The 25480-nt window shown below is 36.6% G+C and carries 25 protein-coding genes and 1 pseudogene; 13 read left to right on the top strand and 13 right to left on the bottom strand.

Annotation, left to right across the window (positions count from 1 at the left end):
* Position 1: 1 nt before the first annotated feature.
* The 5 genes and pseudogenes from H7992_RS20225 (at position 2) to H7992_RS20205 (ending at position 3977) form a co-directional block, all read left to right on the top strand.
* The gene (locus H7992_RS20225; RefSeq protein WP_187045780.1) at positions 2 to 943 is read left to right on the top strand and encodes an ABC transporter substrate-binding protein; all 942 of its coding nucleotides are present in this window, start codon (positions 2 to 4) and stop codon (positions 941 to 943) included.
* Positions 944 to 957: 14 nt separating this feature from the next.
* Positions 958 to 1956 (top strand): FecCD family ABC transporter permease, encoded by a 999-nt coding sequence (locus tag H7992_RS20220; protein WP_067212786.1) that lies wholly within the window; start codon positions 958 to 960, stop codon positions 1954 to 1956.
* A 19-nt stretch (positions 1957 to 1975) separates the two neighbouring features.
* Positions 1976 to 2950, top strand: a complete 975-nt coding sequence (locus H7992_RS20215; protein WP_187047987.1) for a FecCD family ABC transporter permease — start codon at positions 1976 to 1978, stop codon at positions 2948 to 2950.
* A gap of 78 nt (positions 2951 to 3028) precedes the next feature.
* A pseudogene (locus H7992_RS20210) lies at positions 3029 to 3199 on the top strand (iron chelate uptake ABC transporter family permease subunit); the annotation flags it as partial.
* Positions 3200 to 3215: 16 nt separating this feature from the next.
* Positions 3216 to 3977 (top strand): alpha/beta hydrolase, encoded by a 762-nt coding sequence (locus tag H7992_RS20205; protein WP_187045779.1) that lies wholly within the window; start codon positions 3216 to 3218, stop codon positions 3975 to 3977.
* A gap of 636 nt (positions 3978 to 4613) precedes the next feature.
* Here H7992_RS20205 and H7992_RS20200 read toward each other — a convergent pair.
* The gene (locus H7992_RS20200; RefSeq protein ID WP_187045778.1) at positions 4614 to 5543 is read right to left on the bottom strand and encodes a DMT family transporter; all 930 of its coding nucleotides are present in this window, start codon (positions 5541 to 5543) and stop codon (positions 4614 to 4616) included.
* Positions 5544 to 5688: 145 nt separating this feature from the next.
* On the opposite strand from H7992_RS20200, the gene H7992_RS20195 reads away from it, so the two are divergent.
* From H7992_RS20195 to galU, 5 genes are all read left to right on the top strand, one after another.
* Positions 5689 to 6567: a LysR family transcriptional regulator gene (locus tag H7992_RS20195; protein WP_187045777.1), complete on the top strand. Its 879-nt coding sequence runs from the start codon at positions 5689 to 5691 to the stop codon at positions 6565 to 6567.
* Between the two features lie 287 nt (positions 6568 to 6854).
* The gene (locus tag H7992_RS20190; RefSeq protein WP_187045776.1) at positions 6855 to 7295 is read left to right on the top strand and encodes a hypothetical protein; all 441 of its coding nucleotides are present in this window, start codon (positions 6855 to 6857) and stop codon (positions 7293 to 7295) included.
* Positions 7296 to 7305: 10 nt separating this feature from the next.
* Entirely contained in the window at positions 7306 to 7620 is a 315-nt protein-coding gene (locus H7992_RS20185; RefSeq protein ID WP_187045775.1) for a hypothetical protein, read from the top strand.
* A gap of 972 nt (positions 7621 to 8592) precedes the next feature.
* Positions 8593 to 8718, top strand: coding sequence for a DUF1643 domain-containing protein (locus tag H7992_RS25160; protein WP_370570011.1), 126 nt, complete (start codon positions 8593 to 8595; stop codon positions 8716 to 8718).
* A gap of 132 nt (positions 8719 to 8850) precedes the next feature.
* On the top strand, positions 8851 to 9738 hold the full coding sequence (gene galU, locus H7992_RS20175) for a UTP--glucose-1-phosphate uridylyltransferase GalU (protein WP_187045773.1): 888 nt from the start codon (positions 8851 to 8853) through the stop codon (positions 9736 to 9738).
* Positions 9739 to 9941: 203 nt separating this feature from the next.
* On the opposite strand, the gene H7992_RS20170 is transcribed toward galU, so the two are convergent.
* The 10 genes from H7992_RS20170 to H7992_RS20125 all read right to left on the bottom strand — a co-directional run bounded on the left by H7992_RS20170 (position 9942) and on the right by H7992_RS20125 (position 20331).
* Positions 9942 to 11471, bottom strand: coding sequence for a hypothetical protein (locus H7992_RS20170; protein WP_187045772.1), 1530 nt, complete (start codon positions 11469 to 11471; stop codon positions 9942 to 9944).
* A gap of 96 nt (positions 11472 to 11567) precedes the next feature.
* Positions 11568 to 12617 (bottom strand): glycosyltransferase family 4 protein, encoded by a 1050-nt coding sequence (locus H7992_RS20165; RefSeq protein WP_187045771.1) that lies wholly within the window; start codon positions 12615 to 12617, stop codon positions 11568 to 11570.
* Between the two features lie 3 nt (positions 12618 to 12620).
* The gene (locus H7992_RS20160) at positions 12621 to 13412 is read right to left on the bottom strand and encodes a glycosyltransferase family 2 protein (protein ID WP_187045770.1); all 792 of its coding nucleotides are present in this window, start codon (positions 13410 to 13412) and stop codon (positions 12621 to 12623) included.
* Entirely contained in the window at positions 13390 to 14601 is a 1212-nt protein-coding gene (locus H7992_RS20155; RefSeq protein ID WP_370570010.1) for an O-antigen ligase family protein, read from the bottom strand. The genes H7992_RS20160 and H7992_RS20155 overlap by 23 nt, the downstream gene beginning before the upstream one ends.
* On the bottom strand, positions 14591 to 16060 hold the full coding sequence (locus tag H7992_RS20150) for an oligosaccharide flippase family protein (RefSeq protein WP_255428498.1): 1470 nt from the start codon (positions 16058 to 16060) through the stop codon (positions 14591 to 14593). Before H7992_RS20150 ends, H7992_RS20155 begins: the two co-directional genes overlap by 11 nt.
* Before the next feature lie 7 nt (positions 16061 to 16067).
* A complete protein-coding gene (locus H7992_RS20145; protein ID WP_187045768.1) occupies positions 16068 to 17063 on the bottom strand; it encodes an NAD-dependent epimerase/dehydratase family protein in 996 nt (331 codons plus the stop codon).
* 24 nt (positions 17064 to 17087) lie between these two features.
* Positions 17088 to 17639 carry a sugar transferase gene (locus tag H7992_RS20140; protein WP_187047985.1) on the bottom strand — a complete coding sequence of 184 codons (552 nt, stop codon included), beginning with the start codon at positions 17637 to 17639 and terminating at the stop codon, positions 17088 to 17090.
* Positions 17640 to 17741: 102 nt separating this feature from the next.
* Complete coding sequence (locus H7992_RS20135; RefSeq protein WP_255428497.1) at positions 17742 to 18380, bottom strand: CpsD/CapB family tyrosine-protein kinase; 639 nt, start codon at positions 18378 to 18380, stop codon at positions 17742 to 17744.
* The gene (locus H7992_RS20130) at positions 18361 to 19110 is read right to left on the bottom strand and encodes a YveK family protein (protein ID WP_255428496.1); all 750 of its coding nucleotides are present in this window, start codon (positions 19108 to 19110) and stop codon (positions 18361 to 18363) included. Before H7992_RS20130 ends, H7992_RS20135 begins: the two co-directional genes overlap by 20 nt.
* 51 nt (positions 19111 to 19161) lie before the next feature.
* On the bottom strand, positions 19162 to 20331 hold the full coding sequence (locus H7992_RS20125) for an acyltransferase family protein (protein ID WP_187045766.1): 1170 nt from the start codon (positions 20329 to 20331) through the stop codon (positions 19162 to 19164).
* A 634-nt stretch (positions 20332 to 20965) separates the two neighbouring features.
* Between H7992_RS20125 and H7992_RS20120 the strand changes: the two genes are divergently transcribed.
* A complete protein-coding gene (locus H7992_RS20120) occupies positions 20966 to 21673 on the top strand; it encodes a DNA alkylation repair protein (protein ID WP_187047983.1) in 708 nt (235 codons plus the stop codon).
* A 240-nt stretch (positions 21674 to 21913) separates the two neighbouring features.
* Here H7992_RS20120 and H7992_RS20115 read toward each other — a convergent pair whose 3' ends face one another.
* The gene (locus H7992_RS20115; RefSeq protein ID WP_187045765.1) at positions 21914 to 22693 is read right to left on the bottom strand and encodes an acetoin reductase; all 780 of its coding nucleotides are present in this window, start codon (positions 22691 to 22693) and stop codon (positions 21914 to 21916) included.
* 285 nt (positions 22694 to 22978) lie between these two features.
* On the opposite strand from H7992_RS20115, the gene H7992_RS20110 reads away from it, so the two are divergent.
* On the top strand, positions 22979 to 23575 hold the full coding sequence (locus tag H7992_RS20110) for a class I SAM-dependent DNA methyltransferase (protein ID WP_187045764.1): 597 nt from the start codon (positions 22979 to 22981) through the stop codon (positions 23573 to 23575).
* Between the two features lie 328 nt (positions 23576 to 23903).
* Here the strand turns inward: H7992_RS20110 and H7992_RS20105 are convergent, their stop codons facing one another.
* Positions 23904 to 24209, bottom strand: a complete 306-nt coding sequence (locus H7992_RS20105) for a hypothetical protein (protein WP_187045763.1) — start codon at positions 24207 to 24209, stop codon at positions 23904 to 23906.
* A gap of 220 nt (positions 24210 to 24429) precedes the next feature.
* On the opposite strand from H7992_RS20105, the gene H7992_RS20100 reads away from it, so the two are divergent.
* Positions 24430 to 25479: a FecCD family ABC transporter permease gene (locus H7992_RS20100; protein ID WP_187047982.1), complete on the top strand. Its 1050-nt coding sequence runs from the start codon at positions 24430 to 24432 to the stop codon at positions 25477 to 25479.
* The last annotated feature ends 1 nt before the right edge of the window (position 25480 follow it).

The following is a 25480-nucleotide window of genomic DNA, read 5'->3' as shown; positions in this document are numbered from 1 at the left end:
GATGAAAAAACGGCTTATATTTATAGTAGCAGCTTTAATGCTTGTATTAGCAGCATGTGGAAATGAGGATTCAACTAAGGAAGAAACAACAAAAAATGACGATACAGAAACGTCTAAAACAACATCTGATACAATCACTTATCAATCAGAATCAGGTCCAATTGAAGTGCCCGCTAATCCTCAACGTGTAGTCGTTTTATCATTATACGCGGGAGATTTAATCCAATTAGGTGTTAATATTGTCGGCGCAGATTCTTGGTTAAAAGATAATCCAAACTTTGCTGAAGGGTTAGCAAATGCTGAAGTTATAGCAAGTGATGATTATGAAAAAATTATCGAACTTGACCCAGATTTAATTATTGGTTCAGTAGATGTGGAAGATGCTGCCAAGTTACAAGAAATTGCGCCAACAGTGTTATTTACATACGGTGCTGTAGGCTATCTAGAACAACATATTGAAGTTGCTAAAGTTGTTAATAAAGAAGCTGAAGCAACTGCTTGGGTAGAAGATTTTAAAGTACGTTCTCAAGCAGTAGGTGAAGAAATAAAAGAAAAATATGGTGAAGATGTAACGGTTACTGTAGCAGGAAACTATGATAAGCAAATCTCTTTATTCGGAGATAACTGGGGACGTGGAACGGAAATTATATACCAAGCGATGGGCTTGAAAATGCCCCAATCTGTAGAAGATGTGGTACTTGACCCAGGTTATTTTACAATTTCAGAAGAAGTATTTGGTGACTATATTGGTGATTTCTTAGTACTAAACGTGGTTAGAGAAGGTCAAGATACTACATTTCTTGACTCAAACTGGTATAACAATATCCCGGCAGTAAAAAATGGCAATGTCTTTTATGCTGAAGGTCCCGCATTCTACTATAATGACGCCTATTCGTTAGATTACCAATTAGACTTCTTTAAAAAATCTTTTTTAGGTAACTAAGAAAGGGGTATTTGATGAAAGCATCTTATTCCGTTATAAGTAAAATGCTCCTATCATTAATTGTATTGATACTAATAATTTTAGTGGCATTAGGCTTTGGGGCAGCAAATACAAGTTTTCAAGATTTGTATGAAGCAATAATCGCAAAAAGCGGCGGCTCCTATTATGAAATTCTCAGAGAAATACGTATACCACGCGTCATCGCAGCATTTTTTGTAGGTGCAGCATTAGCAGTTGCTGGTGCAATCATGCAAGGAATGACGAGAAATCCGCTTGCCGATCCGGGGTTACTCGGGTTAACTTCGGGTGCTAATCTAGCTCTTGCATTGGTTTTAGCTTTTATACCTGGCCTCCCGTTTTTAATGCTTATGCTAAGTTGTTTTATCGGTGCAGCAATTGGGATGTTAATTGTCTTTGGTATAGGTGTTTCTTCCAAAAACGGTCTATCTCCTCTAAAACTTGTTTTAGCAGGGGCGGCCGTTTCTCTGTTTCTACAAGCAATTTCAGACGGAATTGGCATCGTTTTTAATGTCTCTAAAAACATTAGCATGTGGACTGCTGGTGGTTTAATCGGTACAACATGGCCTACTTTGATCATCGTTCCTTTCATTATTGTTGGACTAGTTATCGCTATTATATATAGTAAACAATTAACGTTACTTAGTTTAAATGAAGAATTAGCAATAGGGCTTGGACAAAAAACAAAAGTAATCAAATCGCTTTTAATGTTAATTGTCATTATATTAGCTGGTGCAGCCGTTGCATTAATAGGGAGTTTATCTTTCATCGGCCTATTTATTCCCCATATCGTTCGTAAAATCGTTGGTGCAGATTACCGATTCATCATACCGATGTCCATTATTGTCGGAGGAACATTTATGATTTTCACAGACTTTATTAGTCGGAAAATTATTGCTCCATTTGAAATACCTGTAGCTGCATTAGTAGCATTAGTTGGTTTACCTTTCTTCATATATATAGTAAAGAAAGGTGGTCGTACTTTCTTTGTATAAAAAAAATAACAAGCTGTTTATGTATTGTTTAATGATCGTTTTACTACTACTAAGCATAATTGCAGGTATTGGCTTAGGCCCCTCTTCGATCGGATTTAGTAAACTTATTCCGACAATTTTAGGAGAAGGTACATTTAAAGAGGAATTCATCTTATTTTCAGTTCGTATGCCTCGTGTATTTGTTCTTGTTTTAGCCGGAATGTCACTAGCTTTATCTGGTGCGATTTTACAAACATTGACGAGAAACGATTTAGCTGATCCAGGGATTATTGGAATAAACGCTGGGGCAGGTGTTGCCATTACAGTATTTTATTTATTTGTCGATGCTAAATTAGAATATTATTCCTATATATTACCGGTAGTTGGCTTTGTAGGCGCACTAATTGTAGCTATGTTTATATTTATTTTTGCAGTGGATAAACGAAATGGAATTCAACCAATAAAACTAGTTTTGATGGGTGTAGGATTTGCATCAGCCTTATCAGGTTTAATGATCATTTTAATCTCGGGTGCAAAACAAGAGGACGTACAATTTGTTGCAAAGTGGCTATCTGGAAATGTTTGGGGAGCAGATTGGCCATTCATTTTGGCACTTCTTCCGTGGCTTATAATAGCGGTACCTATTTTATATTCGAAACAAAAATCGATGAATCTACTAGCTTTGAATGAAACTGTGGCAAAAGGATTAGGTGTTTCGATTAAGCGAGATCGCATACTATTACTAATTATCGCCGTAGCATTAGCAGCCTCAGCCGTTTCCGTTGTAGGAAGTATTAGTTTTATCGGATTAATTGCACCTCATATTGCAAAACAATTGGTCGGTTCAAAACATCAAAACTTTTTATTTTTGTCACCCCTTATCGGTGCGGCAATATTAGTTTTTGCTGATACAATTGGTAGAATCATTTACAGTCAGGCAACTATTCCAGCTGGAATTATCGTTGCTATTATAGGAGCACCATATTTCTTATACTTATTAAGAAAAAAGGTATGATTCCTTACTTATTTACTCAAATTTCGTCCAGTGAATTAGGAAAAAAACCTTGATGTAACTAAGCAGACCTTCAATCCATTTATTCCGGTGAGTGGAATTGTCGGTGTAATTCTTGTTTTAACAGGAGATTGGATTAGGAAGGCGATATTCGCACCTGCGGAACTACCAGTCGGGATTGTCATTTCAATTATAGGGGTGCCGTATTTCATTTATTTATTAATAAGGAATAGGCGAAAAAATACAGTATAAAGAATGGAGATATGTTATGAGTTATACACATGTAGTGAAAACAATACGTCACCCTTTGTGGGAAAATGCATATCGAATTACAATCGCAATTCCAAAGGAACGGGCACCAGAAGAAGGATACCCAGTCCTCTACGTTTTGGACGGTAACGCTTATGGTGTTCTCTTTGAAAATGTTGTGGCATTGCAGTCGCTACATACTGAAAGTACAGGTGTGTCTCTGTCGGTGATTGTATCGATTGGATATGAGCAAGAAGATATCTTTCCTCCTCAACGGGTATATGACTTCACACCAAAAAGTGAAGTTGTCAACTTACCGGAATATCCCCCTGGAGCGCCTTGGCCTATTTCTGGAGGAGCAGAGCATTTTTTAGAAATATTAAAAGAAGTGAAAGAAATCGTTCGACAAATGCTTGATATGAATGATGAACAGCAACTTATATTTGGGCATTCTTTAGGTGGATTACTTCTTGTTCAGACGCTCGTTCGAGAACCTCAATTATTCTCACATTATTATATCTGTAGTCCGTCTCTTTGGTGGAATCAAGAGCAAGTATTACAAGAAGCTTTGCAGATCTCACAAGTAGAATGTGCGATTTTCATTGCAGTGGAGCAAGAGGCAAAACATCGGATGTATGAAAATGCACGGTCCTTATTTTGCCATTTAGAATCATTACCCTTACAATCGGTACAATTTCATACATCACCGCATGAAAATCATTTGTCAATCGTTCCAACGAGTATAAGTCAAGCATTGCGATTTTTAATGAATAAGAAATGATAGCTGTTGAACCGACTATTATTTGGAGAATGTCTCATGAATGCTCGTTAGCATGTGACGATTATAATGAGTGCCAGCGTATAATATAAGTTAACCGCTATGTTTCACGAAAAATGGCCGTCCGAAACCAATGTCTTTGAATTTCAGGTACCTATTCTGGCAATTCAATACAATTATATATTTATAAGGCGTGGATTAGGTATTTACTATAATATCTAATCTTCTTTGTGTTTTTATACAATTGGGTGAATTATTCGTTGTTGTTTGTTGCAGGTACCGATTTTTAAAGTTGTCCAACCAACTAGGCCAAGTGTCCAACAAAAGCCTGAAAGTGTACAACCAACTAGGGTAAGTGTTCAACGAAATCCTTAAAGTGTCTAACAAACAGTGAGGTTTCCAACAAACACTTCGAAGTGTCCAACAAAAGCCTGAAAGTGTACAACCAACTAGGTCCAGTGTCCAACGAAAGCCTGAAAGTGTCCAACAAACGGAGAGGTTTCCAACAAACATTTCGAAGTGTCCAACCAAAGCCTGAAGTTGTCCAACCAACTAAGTCAAGTCTCCAACGAAAGCATTAAAGTGTCCAACAAACAGTGAGGTATCCATTGAATTCTATCTTGTCTAGATACCTGGCACCTATAATCCGCTCTCCCTAGAGCGACTAATTGTATATAAGAAACTTCTTCTCCCCAATAATTTCTTTAAATTGATCTCCGCGGCAAGTACCCCGAGTAAAACCAGGACAGCCCCTACATATCCTTTATTTGTAAGGATTTCACCTACGAAAATAAAAGCAAAGAATGCTGCAAATACAGGCTCTAATGAAAAAATCAGACCAGTACGTGTAGGTGTTGTATGTTTTTGGGCTACAGCTTGGCCAATAAATCCAACTGCACTGCACAGAATGCTTAATGCCAAAATCGCACTCCATGACTCGATGTTGCTTGGAAGTTGTGGTTTTTCAAATAAGAGTGAAAAGAGAAGTCCCCATGCACCTGCAACCCCAAGCTGTATGATCCCAATGGAGATGGCATCCACATTTTTTGTTGCTTTCCCTGTAACGATGATGTGAAGGGCATAAAATAAGGCACCTAAGATGCACAAGAAATCGCCAGCATGGATGTGGAATGCCTGGTTTAACGTTAAAAGACCGATTCCTGTAATCGAGATACACAAGCTCATCATCACTCTTTTTTTAGGTTTCTTTTGAGAAAAGAGTGCTACTAACAAAGGAACAAAGATAACCGCGAGACTAAATAAAAATCCGGCATTTGAAACTGAAGTCGTTTTTAAACCGATCACTACAGCGGAAGTGCACAAGAATAACAGCGATCCGAGTAAAAATCCATATGTGATCGTTTTACCATCAATTTTCAGAAGGCGTCGATAAAATACGAGTGCAGCTACAAGAAAAGCAATCCCAAAACGTAATGCAATTAGGTTATACTCTTGAATCGAATGGAGGCCCATCTTCATAAACAAATAGGATGCACCCCATAACATTGTCACCATGACCATCATCAAGTCCGCTTTTATTTGTGTGCCCCTACTTATTGGATTATCCATCTTACACCCTCCAGTTCCATTCATTGTGCCAAAATTCAACGAAAGTTATTGATTGTTTTTTAGTATACATGTTAAGTTTAGATAATAAAAATGAATGTTTTTAAGTTATTAGATGAATAAAATTCATGTGAAGGGAGTGGGGAAGTTGTCACTGGTCAAGTTTGAAATATTTAGCACTGTTGTAGAATCAGGGAGTCTCAAACAAGCAGCAGAGATTCATGGGTTAACGCAATCTGCCGTGAGTCATGCAATTGCCAGCCTTGAATCCGAATGGGGATTTACAATCTTGATTAGAGGACGTGCGGGGATCAAGTTGACTAGTAATGGAGAACGCGTATTAAGGCATATCCATGAAATGTTAAAGTGGAATGAACAAATGATGCAAGAAATAGCGAATATTAAGGGTCTTGAAATTGGCACCGTCCGCATTGGAACTTTTTCGAGTGTTTCCGTTCAATGGCTACCAGAAATCCTGAAAAGTTTTAATGCAGATCTACCTGCTATCGAAATCAAGTTGTTAGAGGGGGATTACGATACGCTTGAGCATTGGATCGCAACGGGTGCGGTTGATTTTGGGTTTGTCTCATTACCGACTTCGAAGTCATTTGAAGTGATTTTCTTAAAAAAAGACCGTATGCTGTGCATTCTTCCTGACGAGCATCGCCTCGCAAACCAACAGGAGGTCAGTTTTACAGACATTAAAGAAGAGATGCTGATTATGTCGAAGAAAGGGAGCGATAATGATTTAAAGCGGATTTTTCAAGAAAACAATGTAACCCCTCATATTAAATTTGAACTTGCGGATGATCAAGCAATCATTTCGATGGTTCAAAACGGGATGGGAATTAGTATTCTTCCTGAAATGGTTTTGTACCGTGTTCCGCATAATGTTCGCATTTTGAGCTTAGAAGGAGAACATTATCGCTCCATCGGTATCGCAGCCCCATCCTTCAACACTATTTCTCCAGCCGCTCAAAAATTTATTGACTATATGAAAGCATGGTTGAACAACTCCCAGCGCTAAAGTGGTGGGAGTTCTAGGTACTCATGAAAGGTACCAATTACCAACTGCATTCTGAATTTCCTGGGTACCTATTATGTTAAATTGACTTAATCATATGGAAGAAAGTCGGGATGTTTCATAATGACGATTTGACCCCACTTTAACCATTAAATGGCGGTTGAATTCTAATTTCGGTTCGAAAATAGAGTGTAATTATTTTGAGGTTTTTTCAGTTATAGCCTGAATTTCAGGTGCCTGGACGAGAATAAAAAAAGTGACCGTGATAAAGATGTAATTGTGTGTGAACGGTGATACAAATAAAAGGGACATATGCCAAAGCTAGCAATAATAACGATACAGCTGTAGAAGTTAGCAAATATGAGGGGAATTTGAAAGTCGAAATAGCTCCTGAGATTGAACAACCATCAATCGAACTTTACGGGGTTAAGTCAAAAGTTGTAGTTAAGGTGGCTCAGTTACTCAAAGACGGTGGAGATAAAGTAATTGATGCGGCTAAATCTTTCAATATTGTTGATAGTGCAACTGCAAAAACATTTGAAAATAATAGTAAAAAGATTGGTAACTGTTTATATAAATTTGCAAACGCTGGTGAAAATGCAGCAAATGATGTTCGAGCTCAACTGCCAATATGGCTTAAGAAAAATACGGAAATAAGCAAAGGTATAGCTGAGAATATCTCAATTGTTGTAGCATGGGCTATTCGTGGAGCAGATGGGCTATTTTTGTAAGGGGTAAAAAATGGAAACTGAGACAGTGACTGATTGGTTAACTAAAAATAAGATTAATGATGAAAATATCAATTTTATTGAAACGGTTTTGACCTTTACATCTTCAGTAAAAATACTTGTAGAGAAGCAAGATGTCATAAATGAAAATCTTCAATCATTGTTTCCAAGTAAAAAGGCAATGATTAAACCTGATTTAACGTATCAACAGTTTACACAGATTTTAAAGGAAAATGATATTGAAGTTAATCCAGTTGAATTACTTAATAAGTATCGTTCGCAAGGTGTTTGTGTGGAGCTTTGTGCTGAGTTGTTAACTCAGGTGTAATATCATTGCTTTATTACTAGAATTCCACTTCTGTGAAGTATTTCAAGATTAATGAAATGGTGTAAAACAGAAAAAGATATTGGTAAGTGTCAACGATAAGCGGAGAAAAGAGTGGCTTTGGCTGCTCTTTATTTATTTTGGCAGATGGAAAGATAAACGGGAAGTGTCAACGATAAATGTCTGACTGAAGCAAAGCGGAAGGAATTTAAGGAGTTGATACGAGAGATTGTTTTCACCCTCTTTTGTTCTTCCAACCCCCGTTGGAAGACGCCACCTGGCGAAGGGGGTTTTGTGGGTTTGCCACTTTTTTAAAAGTGGCAAGGTCTGTTTTTGTACTTGATCTGGAAATGAATTTGCAACCGTTGCGAAAAAGCGCAAAGGTGAAAATGCCATTTCTGCATTCAGAATTCATATCTGGAATAGACCTTTTTAATGTCTATTTTTTCTTTAAAACTTAAATACTATATATGTTGAATTAAAGAATCCCATTGAATCTATTGTTGCGCTCACTCAGGAGAGAGTTTTAATTCGGAATGTGGATTGTAGAACGCTTGGCGTTTCGGCGATGCTTTTGTCGCGCCTGCGCTAGTGTGTTCATTATCGAGAGAAATGTAATTTTGAGATGTATATGCCAAGATTATAAGGTGGTTACTAGTTGATACTACTTATATTCAAGAAAGATGTACTCCAGTTTGCAGATTTCATCACAGATAATGAAATACGCTTTCACACATAGACCATCTAGCGAAGGCGCGACTTCGTGGTAGCCGGAGCGATAAGACTGAAAGCGGTCTTCTTTCTGGCTTATCGCGGGAGGCATCCACAAAGCGTCGAAGCCGTATTGCTAGGAGTTCTATTTAATTCAGAGTATTAGAACTTTTCAGCGGCCTCCCAAAAGCTCTTGTAAAGCGCATAGGCCGTATTCATTTGTTCAACATATATAGTAATGCCAATTTGGAAAAATGTGAACGTATGTCGGAGAAGGGAATAAAATTCGTTCAATATAATGGCTTTGGTTCAATTACGGCAGTTAATCTGTTCTCATACCGTACAACTTCGCATAGAGTGTTGGTAACGGTTGCGCGGATTCATCCGTAAAATAAGGAATACTTGAAAGCAGCGATTGATGGAGGGGAAATAATCGTTATTAGGCTGAGCAAAAAATTGTAATAAGAAAAATAAAGTCGAATGTGACATACCATTAATTTTACTGGAAAATGGGAGGGGAATATGAAAACTGTAAAAAAGGTCATTATACCTGCGGCAGGTTTAGGAACTAGGTTTCTTCCTGCTACGAAGGCCATGCCGAAAGAGATGCTTCCTATAATAGATAAGCCTACTATTCAGTACATTGTTGAGGAAGCAATCGCCTCTGGAATAGAGGACATTATTATTGTAACTGGTAAAGGTAAAAGAGCGATTGAAGATCACTTTGATCATGCGTTTGAATTAGAGGCAAATTTAGTGAAGAAAGAAAAGTTTGACTTGCTTTATAAAGTAATAGCGTCATCTTCTATAGAAATTCATTATATACGACAAAAGGAACCATTGGGGCTAGGCCATGCAATTTGGTGTGCCCGGAAATTTATTGGTGATGAACCATTTGGTGTTCTTTTAGGGGATGACATTATCAAAAGTGATACCCCAGCTTTGAAACAATTAATTAATCAATTTGAAAAAACAGGTTCGAGTGTATTAGGTATACAGGAAGTTAACGAAGAAGACATACACAAATATGGTGTAATTGATCCTGTTTCCATCGAATCCAACCTGATAAAGGTAAGAAGTTTTATTGAAAAACCTTCAAGGAATGAAGCCCCATCAAATTTGGCAATAATCGGACGTTACATCCTGACTCCGGAAATATTTCAATTTTTGGATGAAAAAAAGATTGGCAAGGGTGGAGAAATCCAATTGACTGATGCTATCGAGCAGTTAAATACTATGCAGGATGTTTATGCCTTTAAGTTTGAAGGCAAAAGATTCGATGTAGGGGATAAACTTGGGTTCATCGAAACTACATTAGATTTTGCTTTGGACCGACCCGAATTGAAAGACGGAGTCCTTGAGTTGATGGGTAAATTTATCAATGAAAACAAAGTGAAGATTACGCTATGATTAGGCAGTTAACTGTAAGCAATGAGCAAAATCGCTGACAGTGGACAAGCCAATATAGTAAATCAAGTGTCCTACTCAATTATGTGGAGCTTAATAAGGCGGTAAGTAAGGCTTAAAATAGTTAACCTACTTAGTGTCTGTAAATTAACATTCTCTTTTTAGGGGTGCTTTCACAGCATTTGTTCTGTCAAGATTATATTGTTTCATAGCTTTGAAGTGATAATTTGTCCTTGGTCATTAATACTCACTTTCCATTTAGTTCCGTTCGGAGAAACTAACTTCACGGATTGCCCTTTTTGTAGTTCTAAATCTCCATATAATGTACCGCCTGTAGTTGGCAACCAAGAGGCACCATGTTGTAATGATGATTTAGCAAATATCCGATTAATACGAAATCGTTTGTGCTCTTGCGTGTAACCGCTTAGTGTTAACTTAACTTTATACAACGTAGCTGCTCTTACCTCCGAAATAACAGTGTTTCCGACATTAAATGGGACATTTTTAGCCACTATCCATGGTCCATTTAAACTTTGTTGGTATTCAATTAACACATGGCTCGGACTTTCATTCCATCCAAAATAAATACCAAAGCAATTCAGCATTTTAATAGGCTGTTTTGAAAAGTCTAATTCGATGACAACTGGCTGGGAACTAGGCACCTCCAAGTAATTCACGCTTTGCTCATCTAGTAAGTTAAAACAATTATTTATAGTTCCTCCATAGGGGGCTTTACCCAAAAGTTGACGTACAGTATATCGGACGTGTGCATTTACTAATATATCATCTTGGTTCCCAACCAGATGTGCTTTCCCTAATGCAAGAGGGGGATATACAGGAAGGGATTCTTCATGAGGTGACGTGTAACGATTGTATTGACCAAGATCTAGAATGGATGTGGAAACTTGATTCGAGAATAGGTAATTATGATGAGAAATGGAGGAAAATTCAATGACAAGTGGAGGATCATCCATACGGTTGGTATCCCAAATCAATCCTTCAAATACATTATAGGCACCCGAGCAGCGGATTACCTTTTTTGTTTGTTTCCGGCATTGAACTTGGATATCGGTAAAGGTGTTACCAGAAATTTCATATGGTAAATCACTATTTCCGTCAATCTCTATACCATACTGACAACCATCTATATAAATAGAGTGGAAGGAGTTCGCATTAATCCAACACGGGGTATTTATATTTTGAAGTTTTTCTGTTTTAAAATAGAGGGCCGTATGAAAGTTTGTGATTTGTATGGAGTTTGCTTTAAAGAAGCTGATGAAATCCCATGCATTTTTACAGTATAGTTGAATGGCTATACCCTGGTATGTTGTTGTACGGTTTATAATATTTATATCGGAAATAGAAGTGTGATTATGAATCTCTATTTGTTGGGCACCAGAAAGGAAGATAACAGTTGAATTAAAGCTATTATCCATGATTTCAATCGTTCCACCCGAGATTGAAGCATCTTTTTGAAGCTCAAACACTTGGAAATCACCTTTGACAAGTAATGTAACTGTAGAATCAATTTCGAGACTTACATTTGACTTAATGACAATGGGGGAGGAAAGGATATATTGTTTCTTCCCTGTGATGACAACTTTTGAGTGATTATTAGCTATACAATTATTAATGGCTTCTTGAATGGCTGGGGAATTGTCTGCTAAATTTGGATCAGCTCCAAAACAATCAATATTAACAACATCTCTATTCTGGCAGTCTTCAGAGTCCATCATTTTAAAACACTCCTTTTCTAGTGGGGTGTTATAGAATATGCTTTTTAAAAAAAGATGCATAGGTATAAAAAAACAAACGAATGTATCGTTTGTTTTTTAAATTTGATAGGTTTTCAACGTAGAATGAATCATAGTAGAAAGAGAAAAAGATTCTTCTACTTTTTGTCTTGCTGTGCTTCCCAAGTCTTGTCTTAAATCCTCATTATCGTGGAGCATCATGATTTTTTCTGCAAATTCTTTTTCTGAATGATGTGAAATGAGAATCCCTGTTTCATGATCTATAATTGCTTCTTTAATGCCACCAACATCTATAGACACTATCGGCGTTCCTGTAGCCATTGCTTCAAGGACAACCATTGGAAAAACTTCTCTGAAGGATGTTAGGAGTAGCAAGTCCATATTGCAAATAAATTCATATGGATTGGAAGCCTGACCTAAAACATTTATTTTATGGCTTAACTTTAACTTTTTTATCTCTTTTTCGACAAATTCCCTCTCAGGTCCATCACCCGCAATGTGAAACGTAAAGTGGTCCATATTCCTTAATTCATTGGCAATAGTTAAGAATAGTTTATGGTTTTTTTCTTTTGATAAACGAGCTAAGATTCCGATATTGAATGTTTTCTGAGCTTGCTGTGGTTGAAAAGGAAATTGATCCAAATCGACTCCATTATAAATGGTCAGAATAAGTTCTTTCCTTACTCCAAGTTGTTGTAAGTTCTCCGTTTCAAAATTGCTAACCGAGATAATTTGATCAACATGCCGATTCAACACTTTTTTAAAAAGGAAGGGAATCTTTTTTTCAAGCATTGTCACATTATGTTTGGTATAGACCAACTTGATTTCTCTGTTGGTAATTTTCTTTATTGCGATGGAATAGAGCAACATTCTTAAACTATTTGCATGAATGACATCAATGGCCTTTTGAATTACTTGTTTTCTCAGTGTCTTTAGATTACCAAGGTGATTTTTTAAGCTTAAAGGAATAAAGTTACTTTTATTATGAATTTGATTGTACATCTCTCCAGCTGCGGCTGCTGAGTAAAACGTCATGTTTTCATCCTTGAGGTGGTTTTCCAATTTACAAAAATACATCTCGGCACCACCTGTTATGAGTTTATCAGTTAGTAGTAGAACAGTGTACATTCTTTATTTACCCCCATTTGGTAAAGACACTTTGTTTTTATTGTATGCATGATAGGCATATTTACCAAAGTAAAAGTTGGATTTTACAAGGTTTAACTTTTCTTGGCTTCGTAAGAGTTTCCAATATCGATAGGCAGCTTTGAATTTATTCCTTGAGGCGGAGTTACAAACAATACGATATCTTGATAAAACCTTTTGTAAGCCATATGCTTTATGCCCTTGCCGAAGTAACAACAACCATAAGGCGGTATCCTCTGGCTGGATATCTGGCATTTCTATCTGTTTAATTTGTTGTCTATCTAACATCACAGTAAGACATCCAATAATTGTATTTCCAATCAGATACTTATAATCCACTACTTTTGGTGCTTTAACTTCTATATCCATATGATTACCGTCTTCATTAATCAACGAATAGGAAGTAAAGGAAAAAGAAAGATTCCCCTTTTGCATAAAAGCAATTTGTTCTTCTAATTTAGTAGGTAACCATAGATCATCGCTATCAAGAAACGCTAAATAATTTCCTGTGGCCATTTTAATGGCTGCATTTCTAGCCCTAGCTGCACCACTATTTTGGGTTAAGGAAATTAGTTTAATCCGTTGATCGTTTTTTACATATTGTTTAATTACATGGACTGAGTCATCCTTCGACTTATCGTCAACAATGATCATTTCCCAATGGGGATATGATTGGGCCTGAACGGATTCAATGGTCTCTCTTATAAAAGTCAAGCTGTTATAAGAGGGAGTAATAATGGAGACCAACGGAATATTATCCTCTTGGGCGTTCATCATAAAATTCAGCTCCTTTTTTATCAAATACAGAAATATATTTGAAAGCCAGTGCTAGAAAAATAAAAAATGCTTCATTAATTATGAGGGACAGGGACACCATCTGTAGTGAAAAAGCGAAGAGTGTAAGTACGATGTAGGGGCTTTGTTTATGTAGCTTAGTCCTAAAGAAGGCGATAACTAGCATCACCAGAAAAGAGCAGTAAAAAAGAAATCCAATAATTCCTGATTCCACCAAGATCTCTAGATACGTATTATGAACATATAGTTTCACATTATGATCAAATGCGTAGTAATCAGAAAAGTTGAAAGCACCAATTCCAAAAAGAGGATGTGCCATAAAATAGTTTAAGGCTTGACTCCATAATTCAAATCGGCCACTTCCTCCGTCAGTAGAAAAATCAGTGATGCGACTGGTAAAAATCTGATTAAAATCTACTTGAATGAAAGACCCTGCAGCATAGAGAAACGCTAGGCCTAACAAAGAAACGGTCATCATTTTTATCTTTTTAGAAAAATTCACTAAAATCATATACAAAATGACAACTAGTATGAGAGCGACAATCCCACCTCTTGAAAAAGTAAGAAGGGAAGTAATTACACATAAGGTAAACCCGATTGAGTGTTTGAATCCCTTTAAATGCGTTAGATAATAAGAGAAGAACAATGTATTGAAAAAAATGAAAATATTTGGATCGTCAAGTAATCCAATAAGTCTTGGATAATCTCGGTCTACTAATAATCCATAAGAGATAATCTCAACACCTTTTGGTGATCCTCCTGTCACCTGCAACCCAATTAAGTACAATAACAGGCTAATGGCGTTAAAAACAATGCCAACAGTGGCAATAGAAGTTTCAATTATAGGAATCGAGGTTTGTTCCAGGATAAATCTCATGATGAAATAACAGCCAAGGATGAGAATTACGCCTAGAATGACCCGAATGCTTTCTTCTGGATACTGTGAAAAAGCACCACTTAGGCAATAGATAAAATAAAATAACAACAGTAAAACTTCATAATGATAGAGGGGACTAAAGTGAAAAAATCTGAAATAAATGCACAGGAAAAAGACCAGAAAAACCATATATATTTTCAATGAAAAACCGATAGACAAATTATATTTACCGAGTGTAATAAAAAGTAACAAAAGGAAGACTGGCCAGGTAGAGGTGTTTTTGTTAATGTGCATTATTTTCATCCTCTCGTTGTCTCCCGTTTGTTACATGGGATATTTCCTGTTGCTTTTTCTTTTTTATAAAGCCCTTGATTAAAGCTCGAGTCGACTTATCAAATAGATAAATCATCGCAGACACAGAGATGAAAGTAGTTAATATAGCCATAAAAGGGTACTTGGATAATAAGTAGTGTAAAAGGATAAAACTTATAGAAAAGTAGGAACCATATGGAAGTATAACTTTGGTTAAAATCATATTTCTTGTTGGATGTGTCAGGATATACCCAACGAATGATACAATTTCCATGGCTAAAACTGCAAAGGCTGCACCGACTACTGCATAGGAAACGCTCAGATAATAGAGGGACATAACACCGATAGTAATGGTGATAAACTGTACAATAGTACGACGGTTCTGCAATCCCCGAGTCGTAAGGCCGTCTGCGATGGCAATGTTAAATCCTTGCAAGACGATAATGAAGGACAATATTTTTAAAGGTTGAACAGCAGAAGCCCATTCATCCCCGAACAAAATAGTGACCAAGAATCCAGCCAAATAGAATAAGGATATGGTCATACATATCCCAATATAGGACATAATCTTCATTTGTAAAATAGTTAATCGTGTATGTTCCTCTAGCTTTCCTTGATTATAAGTCTTAAATAGCAAAGGGAAAAATGCACCTGCAATAACCCCTGGTACTTGGTATAGAGCAGAAGGAATCCGGTAAGCTACCGCAAAGAGACCTACAAGCGTTAAGGGGAGTGTCTTTTCTAAAACTAATGGACCTAATTGGGGAGTCAACATAATAAATAAACCACTTATTAAGAACGGACTAAGATTAGCTACCAACTGGTTTTGAAAAGGAGACTTCCATTTTACTTTTACATTTTTTTGAAGTAAATACAGGCTGTAAAGGCCGGCTATAAAATAAGAGAAACCGTATAAAAAGGCTGTCAAACGGACATCTACTTTTAAGACCATACACAAAGTGATTGAAACGATTAATAAAATCGCCGAAAAGATTTTAATGGATGCGATAAACTGCATTCTTTCAGTTAATTGAAAATAAGTGATTCCTATACCTTGCATCATTAGGCCAATAACCATGGGAATCAGTAAGCTATACATCATATAAAGAATCTGTAGTTCTTGATAAAAGGTATGAATACCAACCGAAAAAACAATAATTGCTAAAAGTAAACAGACAACCCGGATCTTTATATAGGAAGAAAATGTATTGCTCAGGCTTTCCTTCTTCGATCCTTCTCGAAGGAACGTGTTACTTACTCCAAGGTCTGTAAAATAGTTCATGATCATAGCAAGCGCAAGAGCCACACTAAATATTCCATAGTTCTTTGAGTTAAAAAAGTTGGCCAATAGTATGAGCGTGGTAGCATTTAAGATATTGGCTAGAATCGTACTGTAGAATAAATGAATTATATTTCTAATTATCGAATTTTTCTTATTCACTTGTTTTTCACTCGATTTGAAGCAATACATTCGTAGATTGCATTGTTGTTGAAGGTTCTTCAAACGAGGCACTAGTAGGCTGATTTTGCTTAAGATAATATTCGTATGTATTCGCAAGACCTTCTGGTAGCGAATATACAGGTTTCCAATCTAACTTTTGGATACTCTCTTTATTACAAAGCAAGCTTTCTTTGATATCTCCACTTTTAGGTGTTTTGTAAATAGGATAGATATCATTTTGACTTAACGATTGAATAATGGCGTATAGTTGATTGATATTTGAACTAGTTGTTATTGAAATATTGAAGATGCCACTTCCTTGTAATCTAATGGCTTGAAGATTGGCACTTGCAACATCCTCTACATAGATAAAGTCTCTAGTTTGTAAACCGTCGCCATAAATAATGGGCTGCTGCTTGTTTATTACTTGATTAGTGAAAATTGAAATGACCCCGCCTTCACCACCTGCTGTTTGCCGTGGCCCGTACACATTACTATAGCGAAGTATTACATAGTCTAAATTGAATAATTCCTTTGCGAGTATTAAATAATCTTCAGCTGTTTTTTTTGAAACACCATAAGGAGATAAGGGTTGAATAGGGTGTGAGACTGGAATAGGCAGCACATTAGAATGTCCATATACAGCGGCAGAAGAGGCAAATACGATCTTTTTTACGGCATACTTCTGGGAAAGTTGGATGAGGTTTATTGTACCCATGATGTTGATTAGTGCATCATTCGAAATATCCGAAATGGAGTTTTGTATACTAACCTGCGCGGCTTGGTGAATCACATAGTCGGGCTTGAACGTCACTAATGCCTTTTCTAGCGACCCCTTATCTTCAATATTCCCTATAAAAACTCCGGCTTCTGAATGGACATTCTTAATAGATCCAGTGGATAGGTTATCATAAACGGCTACTTCATAATTATTATGAATTAATGTATCTACAATATGTGATCCGATAAATCCAAAGCCACCCGTTACAAGTACTCTCGGCATTTTCCAAATCCTCCATTTCGTCTTCTATCTAGCACCATTTCCAGTAAAAACAATTAACAATGTTAGTAACAAAATCTTGATATCCATAGCAAATGATTTATGCTGACTATAATATAAATCGAGAGTCAACTTCTCTTCAGGGGTTAAATCGTATCCGCCATTCACTTGTGCCCACCCGGTTAATCCAGGTTTTTCAAGTAAGCGGTTTTTAAAGGTAGGGAGGAACTTATCAATTTTTTTATAAAAATATTCTCTTTCCGGTCTAGGACCAATCAGTGACATATCCCCTTTTAAAACCATAAGAAGTTGAGGTATTTCGTCAATGCGGGTTCTTCGTATAAAAACGCCGACTTTTGTAACTCTAGGATCTTCTTTGTTTGCCCACTGAGGGCCATTTTTTTCGGCATCTAAACACATAGATCGTAATTTTACTACTGTAAATGTTTTTCCGTTTTGACCCAGGCGTTGTTGAAAAAAGAAGGGATTACCGGTTGAGAAAATAGGGATTAGAATACAAAATATAGCCAAAATGGGGGATAGGAGAAGTAACAAAAATAATGATGTGATAACATCCATAGAACGTTTAAAAGCGTAATAGGCTGAGATCGATTGTGGTCTTGTTAGTAATTCTTCTTGTATATTAACCTTAAACTTTGAACTCAATGGTTCGCTTCCTTTTTAATTAATTAGTACCGTACCGGTTATTCCATATTTTGCACGTTCAAATTGTTTTTTTACACTTACAATCTTTTCTAACTTGTCTTTACCTTCTTTAATCACTAAAACAATACCATCACAATATTTTGCCGCGATTTGTGCATCAGGCGTGTTTTGACTATTGGATGTATGCAATAGGATGATATCAAAATGCTGTTTCCACTCCTTAGCGAGGATAGGAAGGGTCTCTTTGGATAACAAGGTCGATGGCTCATAAAGGACTTCACCTGTTGGTAAACAGAATAGATAGTCAGTTATCAATATCGTATTATCACTATGCTGGAGCTGTTCACCTAAAAGTAAGGATGTTAGACCAGATGAGTTATCAATCATAAACAAATTATGCAGCGAAGGTTCACGAAGATTACCATCTACTACTAACACGCGTTTTCCTTGTTCCGAAAATGCAAGGGCTAAATAGGCTGTAGCATTCACTATGCTTTTTGTTTGTGTAAGTGAAGTGACCATTAATAATGTTGGATTGACCTTGGTGAGGTTAGATTCAATATTGTTACATATGGTATAAAACTGCTCTTTAATTTTGATATTCTTCGGCTTAAATGAATGTTTCCTCTTAAATTTAATAGTCAAAGTATTCACCGCGTTTCGCTGAGTTTAAGGTGTTAAAACGTGTTTTGCGTGTTTTTTTATTTCTATGAGTGTTTAAGTTCACTCTGCCTAACAAAGGAAGACCAAGTCGGTCAAGTTCACGATCACTAAAGGCTGTATCATCAAAATGTTCCCGAATAAGCGCCAATGCTATTCCGGTAAAAAAACCTAACACGATTGAAATGGCTATAACGAATTTAGGTTTTGGAAAAAGAAGCTCAGATTCTTCAATGACATTAGGATCGATTAGAATAGTGATTTGGTTTACGTTTGCAAAGTCTTTAAACTTAGTTATGGACTGATTTGCGACAGACAGTGCAATGGCTTTAGCTAACTCTGGGTTAGAATCTTTGACGGAAATAGTAATGATTTGTGAACTATCTCTATTGGTAACGGAAACTTGCTTTAGTAACTCATAATTTGAACGAGTTAGCTTTAACTCTTTTTTCACGCCCATCATGATTTGAGGGCTTTTAATAGCATCCATATATGAAAGTGCGAGCTGTCTGTTTTCTTGCACTTTATTTATCGAGGTTTCCTTACTATCCATACTTAAAGATCCTGCCAGAACCTGAGTAGAGTATTGATAAGCAGGTTTCATTAGAAATAGAGTCGAAGCAATAATGAGACCAGCTGTACAAATTGCAATAAGCATTATGATTAAAAATCGTTTCTTTAAAATAAGAACTAAATCTTTTATCTCTACTTTTTCATTCATCATTATTACCTCTTTTTTGAGTTAGTAGGAGAATTTACACTCCTTCACATTTATCTATCTTGTTAGTGGATGATCCGCTGGTATTGCTAAATCCACTTTCTTAGCTCTCTTAGTTAAATACCGCCCAAGACTTATGCATGGTTTTTCTACAAATAGATAAGACAATGAAGACAATAGGAAAGAACATATAAAAGAAAGCATCAAAATTACGGTGATAGATAATTTATCATAAAAGAGATAGATGAATGAGTATAAGGAGATTAGATGATACAAATAAAGACTATATGAAATTTTTCCGAGAAGTATGAGTATTCTATGCTTCAATAATGAACCAAAAGTTTCCGAAGAAACACTCATTATAAATAAGATACAGACGCCGAAAGAAACTACATAGTTTCTAAATATATAGTTATTTAAAAAAATTATTTCACCAATCAATCCTTCATACATAAAACAAGTAATCGCTAATGATAGAAGTATAAATTTCATTGGTTTTTTAATTTTCAAAGTAAACGTAATGAGTATATGGCGATATTTTGCTAGTAAAGCGCCTATTAAAAAGATAGTTACGTAGTGAAAACTTAAAAAAATACTAGTTAGTTTTACACCTGAGCCAAGCAAATATAATCCCAAAACAGAAGAAAAACATAATGCAATTAAATATACTAAGGATTTTTTGAGATTTTTCCCGATAAAAGGGAGTATTAAGAATGGAAATACTATTGAGATTCTCATTTCATGAACAAGAGACCATATAACGTTGTTATAGATGTCTGTATTGTACTGCCCGATAAAAAAAAGATGGCGTACTAATATGGCTGGCGAATCTGATACTGTCCAGGATTTACTAAACCAGTTACTAATAAATGGTAGGTTATTATGACTTATAAGCATTTTAGCTAAAATAGCAATTATGATGGCTACGAGATACGGTATATAAATTCTACAAATTCGTTTAATTATATATGTGGGATAATGGAACTTGGAATTATTTATTGATACATACAAAACAAAGCCACTCAATACAAAAAATAAAATGACAGATTCATTGCCGCTACTGAAGAACATGCGAAGAGGGGTTTCCTTAACCAAATAGACTATGAAAGGACTATTTAGTTCATACCTGTAACTCTCATAGGCAGGAAATATCATCAAATAATGTCCAATTAGTACAATAAGTGCTGCTACTCCTCTTAAAGAGTCTAATTCTCCATATCTAATCATCCTATTATCCCTCGTTTTGAACTGTATATTTTATTTTTTGTTATTTGCAGCATTTCGATTATATTAATTAGTTTCCCCCTTTCTTCATTATTTTCCAAACCATTATATAACTACCATATTATTAATTAGTTCTAGTTATCATACAAATTGTATAAAACTATTTGGAATTTATCTGTTTACCATTCGGATGGAGGCGCCAAATACTGCCACGTTTAACTTGATTCAAATAATCCAAAACAACACCCCCGACTAAATTATATTCAGACAAGCTGTGGAATATTTCATTTTGTAGTAATTCATTTTGTTAGGCTTAATATATCCTCTAGTAACAGTCATCCCGAAAAAATCTCATATATAAAAGTGGCAATTGACGATGCGGAAATTATCGTTGCTGAGTCGATGGCGCATGTTGCACCCCCTGACAGCGCAGCTTAGTATAATTAATGCGGTACCATTGAATGTAGCGTATGGAATCTACAGCTGGCGATAAGGATGAAAAGTATGTTGCAAAACACATTGCTGAACGATTTGAGGGGAATGATAGATTTGTGTTTTGCTGTCAAACTGCGGGTGGTTATAAGATAATGGTGATATATGTGATGGGTAAACTCCAGAAAGAAGGAAGTGTTAAATGATGAATGTAGAGTTGGTTATGCAGGAGCTTGAAGCCCTTGGCAAGGAACGAATGAAAAAAATGTACATGTCAAATGGTGCGCATGAGCCGCTTTTTGGCGCAGCTACAGGTGCTATGAAACCAATTGTAAAGAAAATAAAAATAAATCAACCTTTAGCTGAAGAGCTGTATGCCACAGGGAACTATGATGCAATGTACTTTGCAGGTATTATTGCAGAACCAAATGCTATGACGGAAGCGGATTATGATCGTTGGATCGATGCGGCGTATTTTTATATGCTGTCTGATTATGTAGTGGCTGTAACTTTATCAGAGTCAGATATTGCACAAGAAGTTGCCGATAAATGGATCGCAAGTGGTGAAGAGCTGAGAATGTCGGCGGGCTGGAGTTGTTACTGTTGGCTGTTAGGGAACCGACTGGACGTTGAATTTTCAGAAGCCAAAATTTCCGATATGCTTGACATGGTAAAAAATACGATTCATGATTCACCAGAACGAACGAAATCCGCAATGAATAATTTTATATACACCGTGGGGATTTCCTATTTGCCGCTCCATGAAAAGGCAATCGAGACCGCAAAGGCGATTGGAATAGTAGAAATCAAGCGGGACAAGAAAAAAAACAGTTTCCTAAATGCTTATGAAAGCATTCAAAAAGAAGTCGATAGAGGAAAGCTTGGTTTTAAACGCAAGCATGTAAGATGTTGAAATTAATTTCAGGTACCTGTTCTGAAAGTTTCAGGTGTCTGATAATCTAATCTCTATTGTTTTTTTATAAATTAAGTGATTTATTTGTTGTTTTTTTGCACAGGCATCCACACAAATATGGGGAACCTTACACTATTTTGAGGATCAAAAAAGCCTGATTTCTCGATGTTAAATGAGAAATTAGGCTTTTAAAAAATGGGGATATCTTCATTTTTATAGGATATCTCTTGAGATAGTGAATTAATTGAACACCATACCACCATCTGATAAGATGTTTTGCCCAGTGATGTAATCAGAGTTTGGTGAAGCCAAGAAGGATACAAGATGAGCTACATCTTCAGGAGTTTGTGAACGACCAAGTGCAATTCCTTCAGTGAATTTCGCAAATGCTTCTCCTTTTTTCGTTCCCATGTGTTCCATCATTTTTTCATCTAGTCTGTCCCACATACCTGTTCCAACAATCCCGGGGCAATATGAATTGACGGTGATTTTATCTTTCGCAAGTTCTTTTGCGGCAACTTGCGTCAACCCTTTAACCGCAAATTTACTTGCCGAATAAACACCTAACATTTCGAATCCTTCTTGACCAGCAATCGAACAAGCGTTAATGATTTTACCGCCAGTCCCTTGTTTCTTCATCTGATTGGCTGCCGCTTTAATGCCATAAATCGTCCCTTTAACGTTAACGTCAAGCGTAAAATCAACCGCTTTCGGATCAACATGAGTAAGCGGTGCGACTTGTCCTTCTACACCTGCATTGTTAATAAATACATCAACGCTGCCGAACGTATTAACCGCATGTTGAACAAGTGCTTCTTGATCGTCGGGATTGGCTACGTTACCAACGAACGATGTAACTTCAAATCCATTATTTTTAAATTCTTTTTCGGTTTCAGTTAGAATTTGTTCGTTAACATCGCTTAACACAATTGAAAATTCTTCATTCGCTAAACGTTCAGCTAACGCTTTCCCTATACCTTGACCTGAACCTGTAATGACAGCTACTTTTTTCTTGCCCATAATAAATTCCTCCCTATTTTTTCACAAACCATCAAAACGCTACATTCAATTGCATTCCCCAAAATCTAAAACCTCAAACGATATGGAATAAAGTGTTTTTCACAATAGAGGATTCTTTAGTTAGTAGGAAGTGAATTTATTTAATCTAATATATAAGGTATGGACTAGGTATTTACTTCAACATGATTCAGAGCATTGAAAGGGGGAATTGTCCCTTTAGATTTTGATGTTTGTTATAATGACGAATATGTAGCTTAAATTATGTCCTAAATAGGGGAGCGGAATATGGAAAATAACGTTTTTGAACAGATGGCAAAAAGATACGACACAGAGGAAAGAATTGAATTAGCTAAAATACTAGTTAAGGAAGTAAGACCAGAATTACGAAATAGTAAATCGAAATCTTTAATAGACTATGGGAGTGGTACTGGTCTAGTTAGTTTAGAATTATCAGATTTAGTGGATTCTATTTTACTGGTAGATTCATCAAAACAAATGTTGGAGGTTGCGAAAGCTAAAATTTCTCACAAAGGAATCCTCAACTCAAAAGTTCTTTATTCAGATTTCACGCAAGAAACTACTGAACTTAAGGCAGACATCGTTTTAATGTCACTAGTCCTTCTTCATATTCCGGATACTAAAAAAATTCTACAAGGATTGTTCAACATTTTAAATAATGATGGCAAGCTAATTATTATTGATTTTGACAAAAACGATGAAATATATCATCCGAAAGTTCATAACGGTTTTTCGCATGAAGAATTGAAAAATAGATTATCCGAAGTTGGATTTAAATCAATTGAAATTAAGACATTTTATCATGGAAATCGTATTTTTATGAATCAAGATGCCTCAATGTTTATATCCAGCAGTATTAAGTGATTTCTTATCTTCTCTTGATGCACAGGCACATAATTTCTATAAAGTAAAAGAGGAATGTAACCATCTACAAATGGTTGCATTCCTCTTTTATTTTTTATTCGGAGCCTTGAGTTGACGGAATGCAGTCATGCGTCAGTTACCCTTCAACTAGGCCATCAACAAATCATGGAAAGAGTCCAACAAATCCCGAAGAGTCTGCAACCAATCCAGGAAAGTGTCCAACGAACGTGGAAGTCTCCAACGAACCAATCGAAGTGTCTAACCAAGCCCAGAAAGTGTGCAACGAACGTGGAAGTCTCAAACGAACCAATTGAAGTGTGCAACCAATTCAGGAAAGTGTCCAACGAACGTGGAAGTCTCCAACGAACCAATCGAAGTGTCCAACATAGCCCAGAAAGTGTGCAACCAATTCAGGAAAGTGTCCAACGAACGAGAAAGCCTCCAACGAACCAACCGAAGTGTCCAACCAAGCCCAGAAAGTGTCCAACCAACCCCGAAAAGTCTGCAACGAATCCTGTAAAGTGTCCAACGAATGGGGAAGCCTCCAACGAACCAAACGAAGTGTCCAACCAAGCCCAGAAAGTGTCCAACAAATGGGGAAGCCTCCAACGAACCAATCGAAGTCTTCAACCAACCCCAAAAAGCCTCCAACCAATCCCAACAAGCGTCCAACCAACAGGCGAGTCTCCAACGAAACAATCAGATTAACAAGTTATTCAATAAAATTGTTGTTGTTTTTCTTCAGAATATGTTCTACAATACAGAAGCAGTTGATAATGATAATCGTTATCAGTTAAGCGGGTGATTGTAACGGAGGTGAAATATTGAAGAAAAAGGATCTAAGCAAGATAGGGATGGGCAAAAGTTATTATGTATTTATTTTTCTTCTCGTAGGCATCATTTTGCTATCGGCTGTCTTTTCAGTATCAATTGGACAAGTTAATATTCCTTTCACGCAGGCTATGGACATATTATTGCATGCATTAACAAATGGAAGGCTTGGATCACTCGATCATGTACAAAGTGAATCATATTTAAATATTATTTTACAGGTGAGGATGCCACGTGTTATTTTCGCACTGCTTATCGGCATAGGGCTTGCTTTATGTGGAACGGTTATGCAAGCAGTCGTGCAAAATCCACTTGCTGACCCATACATACTTGGTATTTCATCGGGCGCATCATTAGGTGCAACTTTTGCCATTCTCGTTGGATTTGGCAGTAGCGCATTTTTGTCGCAGTTTGGCGTGGCATTCGGAGCCTTTGTTGGTGCGATGATAACGTCAATGGCAGTACTTATTTTATCGAGCATCGGCGGTAAAGCAACATCTGTGAAACTCGTTTTATCTGGAGTTGTAATCGGTGCATTGTGTAGCTCCTTTGCTAGCTTAATTATCTATTTTGCCAATAATGCAGAAGGGATTAAGACCGTTACTTTTTGGTCAATGGGAAGTCTAGCTTCAGCAAGTTGGGATAAAACACCGATTTTAGCCATTGTTGTTCTGCTTGGATCAGCCCTATTTCTTTTCCAACATCGCGTGTTAAACACGATGCTTCTAGGTGACGAATCTGCTATTACACTAGGCATTAACTTAAGTGCATTCCGAAAACTTTATATGATCATCACTGCTCTTGTTACGGGAACAATGGTCGCCTATTCAGGAATGATTGGCTTTGTTGGTTTAATTATTCCGCATATCACTAGGGGGATTTTCGGAGCAGATCATAAGCGTTTAATGCTTGGAACGCTGCTTTTAGGAGGACTTTTCATGATTTGGGCCGATATTTTGTCACGAACGTTAATACATAATGTTGAATTGCCCATCGGAATCATTACCTCTGTTATTGGATCTCCATTATTTATCTACATGATTGTAAAAAGAGGCTACAACTTTGGAGGGTAGA

The sequence above is a fragment of the Sporosarcina sp. resist genome, from assembly GCF_014302295.1.
In the GTDB taxonomy this organism is placed as follows: domain Bacteria; phylum Bacillota; class Bacilli; order Bacillales_A; family Planococcaceae; genus Sporosarcina; species Sporosarcina psychrophila.
This window is presented reverse-complemented; position numbering and strand designations above follow the sequence as displayed.

Coding starts and splice junctions, on each gene's coding strand:
- H7992_RS20145 (WP_187045768.1), bottom strand. CDS start 17,063: ATGCCGAGAGTACTTGTAACGGGTGGCTTTGGATTTATCGGATCACAT.
- H7992_RS20110 (WP_187045764.1), top strand. CDS start 22,979: ATGGAAAATAACGTTTTTGAACAGATGGCAAAAAGATACGACACAGAG.
- galU (WP_187045773.1), top strand. CDS start 8,851: ATGAAAACTGTAAAAAAGGTCATTATACCTGCGGCAGGTTTAGGAACT.
- H7992_RS20155 (WP_370570010.1), bottom strand. CDS start 14,601: ATGCACATTAACAAAAACACCTCTACCTGGCCAGTCTTCCTTTTGTTA.
- H7992_RS20130 (WP_255428496.1), bottom strand. CDS start 19,110: ATGATGAATGAAAAAGTAGAGATAAAAGATTTAGTTCTTATTTTAAAG.
- H7992_RS20125 (WP_187045766.1), bottom strand. CDS start 20,331: ATGATTAGATATGGAGAATTAGACTCTTTAAGAGGAGTAGCAGCACTT.
- H7992_RS20170 (WP_187045772.1), bottom strand. CDS start 11,471: ATGATGGACTCTGAAGACTGCCAGAATAGAGATGTTGTTAATATTGAT.
- H7992_RS20225 (WP_187045780.1), top strand. CDS start 2: ATGAAAAAACGGCTTATATTTATAGTAGCAGCTTTAATGCTTGTATTA.
- H7992_RS20140 (WP_187047985.1), bottom strand. CDS start 17,639: ATGGATGTTATCACATCATTATTTTTGTTACTTCTCCTATCCCCCATT.
- H7992_RS20200 (WP_187045778.1), bottom strand. CDS start 5,543: ATGGATAATCCAATAAGTAGGGGCACACAAATAAAAGCGGACTTGATG.
- H7992_RS20120 (WP_187047983.1), top strand. CDS start 20,966: ATGAATGTAGAGTTGGTTATGCAGGAGCTTGAAGCCCTTGGCAAGGAA.
- H7992_RS25160 (WP_370570011.1), top strand. CDS start 8,593: ATGTCGGAGAAGGGAATAAAATTCGTTCAATATAATGGCTTTGGTTCA.
- H7992_RS20100 (WP_187047982.1), top strand. CDS start 24,430: ATGGGCAAAAGTTATTATGTATTTATTTTTCTTCTCGTAGGCATCATT.
- H7992_RS20205 (WP_187045779.1), top strand. CDS start 3,216: ATGAGTTATACACATGTAGTGAAAACAATACGTCACCCTTTGTGGGAA.
- H7992_RS20220 (WP_067212786.1), top strand. CDS start 958: ATGAAAGCATCTTATTCCGTTATAAGTAAAATGCTCCTATCATTAATT.
- H7992_RS20115 (WP_187045765.1), bottom strand. CDS start 22,693: ATGGGCAAGAAAAAAGTAGCTGTCATTACAGGTTCAGGTCAAGGTATA.
- H7992_RS20185 (WP_187045775.1), top strand. CDS start 7,306: ATGGAAACTGAGACAGTGACTGATTGGTTAACTAAAAATAAGATTAAT.
- H7992_RS20215 (WP_187047987.1), top strand. CDS start 1,976: ATGTATTGTTTAATGATCGTTTTACTACTACTAAGCATAATTGCAGGT.
- H7992_RS20165 (WP_187045771.1), bottom strand. CDS start 12,617: ATGTACACTGTTCTACTACTAACTGATAAACTCATAACAGGTGGTGCC.
- H7992_RS20160 (WP_187045770.1), bottom strand. CDS start 13,412: ATGATGAACGCCCAAGAGGATAATATTCCGTTGGTCTCCATTATTACT.